At 73.9% G+C, this 5,168-nt stretch carries 6 protein-coding genes; 4 read left to right on the top strand and 2 right to left on the bottom strand.

The window, feature by feature from the left end; genetic code table 11:
• Positions 1 to 67: 67 nt before the first annotated feature.
• Positions 68 to 1,177 carry a hypothetical protein gene (locus VK640_10735; protein ID HTE73659.1) on the bottom strand — a complete coding sequence of 370 codons (1,110 nt, stop codon included), beginning with the start codon at positions 1,175 to 1,177 and terminating at the stop codon, positions 68 to 70.
• A 4-nt stretch (positions 1,178 to 1,181) separates the two neighbouring features.
• Positions 1,182 to 1,454: a hypothetical protein gene (locus VK640_10730; protein HTE73658.1), complete on the bottom strand. Its 273-nt coding sequence runs from the start codon at positions 1,452 to 1,454 to the stop codon at positions 1,182 to 1,184.
• A 205-nt stretch (positions 1,455 to 1,659) separates the two neighbouring features.
• Here VK640_10730 and VK640_10725 point away from each other — a divergent pair, with 205 nt between their 5' ends.
• From VK640_10725 to VK640_10710, 4 genes are all read left to right on the top strand, one after another.
• On the top strand, positions 1,660 to 1,866 hold the full coding sequence (locus tag VK640_10725; protein ID HTE73657.1) for an RNA-binding S4 domain-containing protein: 207 nt from the start codon (positions 1,660 to 1,662) through the stop codon (positions 1,864 to 1,866).
• Positions 1,863 to 2,450 carry a G/U mismatch-specific DNA glycosylase gene (mug, locus tag VK640_10720; GenBank protein ID HTE73656.1) on the top strand — a complete coding sequence of 196 codons (588 nt, stop codon included), beginning with the start codon at positions 1,863 to 1,865 and terminating at the stop codon, positions 2,448 to 2,450. The genes VK640_10725 and mug overlap by 4 nt, the downstream gene beginning before the upstream one ends.
• Positions 2,447 to 4,054: a glycoside hydrolase family 3 N-terminal domain-containing protein gene (locus VK640_10715; protein HTE73655.1), complete on the top strand. Its 1,608-nt coding sequence runs from the start codon at positions 2,447 to 2,449 to the stop codon at positions 4,052 to 4,054. The genes mug and VK640_10715 overlap by 4 nt, the downstream gene beginning before the upstream one ends.
• Positions 4,051 to 5,168: amidohydrolase family protein (locus VK640_10710; GenBank protein HTE73654.1), on the top strand; the 1,118-nt coding region annotated here is incomplete at its 3' end. The genes VK640_10715 and VK640_10710, both read left to right, overlap by 4 nt.

Below are 5,168 nucleotides of genomic sequence, written 5' to 3'. Positions count from 1 at the left end.
CTCGAACAACGCAGTGAGCAGCTCCTCGCGCAGCGCGTGGACGTCGTCGCGGCTGAAGACGGAATCCTCACGGTCCATCTGTGCCACCTCCGTTGCTGGTGTGGATCTGCCGCACGTCCGCCTGCGGGGACGTTCGCAGCTCGATGGTGTGGCCACCAGAGTTGCTGAAGTCGCGAAGCACGATGCGCCCTCCGTCCGGCAAGTGTGTCGTCGTGATCAGTCCCGCGTCGACCTGGCGAACGGTTGTCCAGCCGAGCGGTGCGAGGACCTCCCACCAGAACTGGTCGACCGCGGCGTCGTCGGCGAGCAACCTGACGTACTTGCGGCGGCCAACAGTCGGCACCGAGGCGAACGCCGCGACTGCGCGACCGTGAGGCGAGTCGTCGACCACCCGGGCGACCTCGCCGACCTGGTCGACGGCCTTGCCGGCCCGGGTGGCGCCGGCCAGCCAGCCGAGCGGTCCCGGGACCGCGGCCACCCCGCTCACCGCGGCGTCCCACCAGTCACCGCGTGCGCCGTAGACGGCGGCGCTCCCGACGTCGAGAGCGTCGCCGTAGCCGGGCACCAGGCCCATGAGGTCGAGCAGCGGTCGCCACGAGCCGCCGTCGCGCAGCACCGTGCGGCCCGACAGCGCGGTGAGCGCGTCGACCAGCCGTGCGGCGGCCCGGTCGGCTACCTCGCGCGCCTCGCGCGCCAGCTCGCGAGCCCGAGTCAGCATCAGCACCGCGTCCGGGTCGGTGAACCGGCCGTCGGCCCGTGGGCCGCCCCACTGGCCGGACGCGAGGCCGACGCTCAGCGAACGGTCCCGCGCGTCGGCCTCGTCCTGGACCCGCCGCGCCGTCGCCAGCAGGGCTCGCGCCTGCGTCGCCCGGTCGACGGCGGTGCCGAGCTCGTGGGCGAACCCCCGCAGTGCGTCCGCCGCCTGCTGCAGCCGGCTCCGTTCCGCACCGACGGCAGCGGCCACCTCGAGCAGTCGGCGGTCGGCGGCGGCCGCGGCGACGCCGGACCAGCCGGAGACCGGTAGCAGCCGGGCGGCGCCCTGTGCGACGGCGAGCAGCCGGTCCGCCGCCTCCGAGAGATCGCCCGCGAGCCGCATCGCCTGCGCCGGCTCACCACGTGGCAGCACGACGTCGAGCACCGACTCGTCCAGGCTTGCCACGGCGGTGCCGGCCGTCACTGCGTCACTCCGGTGCTCCGGCGCTCAGCCGCGCCTCGGTGCGTGCGTAGTCCACCGCCGCCACGTCGACGAGCACCGCGACGGACCGCAGCTCGCGGGCCAGGCCGGCCAGCGACTCCGCGGACACGGCGAGCAGCGCGCGCACGGCGTCCTCGGCCGCGGGGTCGCCGCAGTCCGGGGCGCGAACGGGCAGCCCGAGGGCGTCGAGCCGACCGGCTGCGCGACGTAGGGCATCGCCGGTCCCGACGAGCGCGTGCGACGTCACCTCGAGGTGCATGCGACGACCCTGGCAGCGGTCCTACCTCGCACGAGCGCGCTGTCCACAGGCGCACATCCCCGCCCGTAAGGGACGGACCGGTGCCCGGAGTCGTCCGGACGGTCGATGGTGGCTGGCCGGACGGGGCGGCAGGGTTGGCGCCGTTGCATCGACCGGTCTCGGGGGCCGGTCGAGGCCCCGCGCGGGCTGCCGTAACGTCGGCTGCGTGGAGGAGATCGAGGTCGGGCCGACCGGGATCCGGCTCGGCCAGCTGTTGAAGCTGGTCGGCGCCGTGGACACCGGCGGTCAGGCCCGGTCCCTGCTCGACGACGGTGCGGTGGCTGTCAACGGCCAGGCCGAGTCGCGCCGGGGCCGGCAGCTCGTCGTCGGCGACGTCGTGACGGTGCCTGGTCGCGAGCTGCGGCTGAGCTGACCGTGTCGCCGACGCGTGCGGAGCTGCTCGCCGCTGCCGAGAGAACCGTGCCGGACGTCGTGGCACGGGACCTTCGGGTGCTGTTCTGCGGCATCAACCCGGGGTTGTACACGGCGTGGGCGGGACACCACTTCGCCAGGCCGGGCAACAGGTTCTGGCCGGCGCTGCACGCGTCCGGCTTCACCCCGCGACAGCTCAGGCCGGACGAGGAGCGGGAGCTGCCGACGCTCGGGCTCGGCGTGACCAACGTCGTCGCACGGGCCACCGCCACCGCAGCGGAGCTGAGCCGGGACGAGCTGCGGGCGGGTGGTCAGCGGCTCGAGGAGATGGGGGAGCAGTGGAGTCCGGAGTACGTCGCCGTGCTCGGTGTGACGGCGTACCGCGCGGCGTTCGGTGAGCCTCGTGCGGTGCTCGGCCGGCAGGACCGTCGGCTCGGACCGGCCGGAGTATGGGTGCTGCCGAACCCGAGCGGGCTCAATGCGCACCACCAGCCGGCCGACCTGGCCCGGCTGTTCGGCGAGCTGCGGGCTGCCGTTACGGCTGCTGGTGGTGTCAGCGACGATGACCGTGACGGTCGACCGTGAGCGAGCTGGAACGGATGGCGCACGGGGTGCTGATGGCGTCCTTCGCCGGACCGGTCGTGCCGCCGTGGCTGCTCGCGAGGCTGGAGGTGGGCCTTGGTTCGGTGGCGTTGTTCCCGTCGAACGTGCAGTCGTCCTCGCAAGTCCGGCCCCTGACGGACGCCCTGCGGGAAGCCGCGTCCGGGGTCCTGGTCGCGACCGACGAGGAGGCCGGTGACGTGACCCGGCTGCACGTGGCGACGGGCTCCCCGTGGCCGGGCAACGCGGCTCTCGGCGTCGTCGACGACGTACGCCGGACCGAGCTGGTGGCCGCCGGTGTGGGTGCGGAGCTGGTGGCAGCAGGGATCGACCTCGACCTGGCGCCGGTCGTCGACGTGAACAGCAACTCGGAGAACCCGGTGATCGGGGTGCGGTCGTTCGGGGCGTCGGCAGAACTGGTGGCGCGGCAGGCGGGGGCGTTCGTCGCGGGGTTGAAGTCGGCGGGGGTGGGGGCGTGCGCAAAGCACTTCCCAGGGCACGGGGACACGGCGGTCGACAGCCATCTCGGCCTCCCGGTGGTGGACGCCTCACTCGAGGTGCTGCGGGAGCGGGAGCTGGTGCCGTTCGCCGCGGCGGTGGCGGCGGGATCGGTCGCTGTCATGACGTCTCACGTCGTGCTGCCCGCGCTGGACGCGGGGCTGCCGGCGACGCTGAGCGCCCCGGTCGTGGACGTGCTTCGAAGTGAGCTCGGGTTCGACGGCGTGGTGGTGACCGACGCGCTGGACATGGCCGGAGTGAGTGCCGGTCGAGGCCTGCCGGCCGCTGCGGTCGCCGCACTCGCGGCGGGATGCGACCTGTTGTGCCTCGGCGCGGACGGCGTCGAGTCGGACGTCGAGGCGGTCGTGGCCGCGATCGTCGCGTCGGTCCGGACGGGGGAGCTCGCCGAGGAGCGACTGGCGTCGGCGGAGCGTCGCGTCCGCTCGGCGAGGCGGCGCATCGACCGGTTGCGGGAGGCGGCGGGGGCGGCAGAGCCGGTTGACGTTCTCGCCGCGGCCGGGGCGGCAGGCCCGGTCGACGTTGCCAACGCTGTCGCCGCCGAGCTGGCTGCCGGCCATGAGGTGGCGCGGGCTGCCGTGGCGGTCGATGGTGCGTTGCCCGACCTGCGCGGGGTGCCGGTGATCCGCTTCCGGACCGGGCTGAACCTCGCGGTCGGGCAGGTGCCGTGGGGATTGCCGCTGGACGGTTCTGTCCAGGGTGGGCACCACCCTGTCGACGTCACCGAGACGACCGACGTGGAGGAGGTGATGCGCGAGGCGATGTCGGTGTCCGGCCAGGACGGCGGGCCGATCGTCGCCCTCGTCCGCGACGCCCATCGGCACCCGTGGGTGCTCGAGGCCTTGCGAAGGCTGGACCACTGGTTCCCGCACCTCGTGACGGTCGAGATGGGCTGGCCGGGCTGCGAGCGACTGCCGGGTCGGACACAGGTCCGGACGTACGGCGCGGCCCGGGCGAACTGCGAGGCGCTCGACGAGGTGCTGGCCGGTGCCGGGCCAGTTGGCTCGGTGGCTTCCCGACCTCCAAGGGCCCCTCGACCTCCAGTGGCCTCTCGACCTCCGGCGGGATCATGACGTCACGTCGGCTCGGCGTGGCGGCCGCCCTGGTGGACGGCAGTTTCGTCGCGGGCGACGTACGGCTGGAGGGACAGGTCGTCGCCGCGGTCGGCCTGCCGCCGGCCGCGGGGGGTGGACTGGCCGCGCCGGGTCTCGTGGACCTTCAGGTCAATGGCTACGCAGGTGTCGACTTCCTCACGTCCGACCTGCAGAAGTGGCGCATCGCGGAGCGGGCGCTGGCGCGGGACGGCGTCACGGCGTACGTCGCCAACTTGATCACAGCCCCGTCCGACGCCACGGCCGCAGCCCTGAGGACGACGGCCGGTCGCGTCGCGGACGCCGCCGCTGGGGCGCCCGCGAGGACCGGTTCCCGGTGCCTGGGCGCCCATCTCGAGGGGCCCTTCCTCTCGCCGGCCCGACGAGGCACCCACCCGGAACAGCACCTGCGCCTGCCGTCGCGAGAGCTCCTCGAGCCGCTGCTCGCCACCGGCCACGTCGTGGGTGTGACGATCGCGCCGGAGCTGCCAGGTGCCATCGAGGTGATCGGCTGGCTGTCCGCGAGAGGCGTCCTCGTCGCCTTGGGGCACAGCGACGCCACTGCAGAAGTCGCCAACGCCGGCTTCGACGCCGGCGCCAGAACCGTCACGCACGTCTTCAACGCGATGAGCGGGCTGGCCTCTCGTGCGCCCGGCCTTGCAGGGACGGCGCTGGCTCGTGCGGACGTCGCGGTGCAGGCGATCCTGGACCGGCGCCACCTGTCGGCCGAGACGGCCGCCGTCGTGGTGGCCGCTGCTGGGCGACGCTTGGTCCTGGTGAGCGATGCCCTGGCGGCGGCAGGTGCCCTTGACGGCACCTACCGGCTGGGCGACGTCAAGGTGACCAAGGTCGGCGACGAGGTACGACATGCGGGTGGCGGGCTGGCCGGCAGTGCGAGCCCGCTGATGTCGTGCGTCCGTCGGGCGGTGGACGTCGGGGCGACCGTCGAACACGCCCTCGCAGCCGCCTCGTTCCGGCCGGCGCAGCTGATCGGCCGCACTGACCTGGGTCGTTTGCGGCCCGGCGACCGTGCCGACGTCGTCGTCCTCGACGACGCGCTGACGGTGTCCTCGGCGTACGTCTCCGGCACCCGCAC

Source organism: Actinomycetes bacterium (assembly GCA_035489715.1).
GTDB lineage: Bacteria > Actinomycetota > Actinomycetes > JACCUZ01 > JACCUZ01 > DATHAP01.
This window is presented reverse-complemented; position numbering and strand designations above follow the sequence as displayed.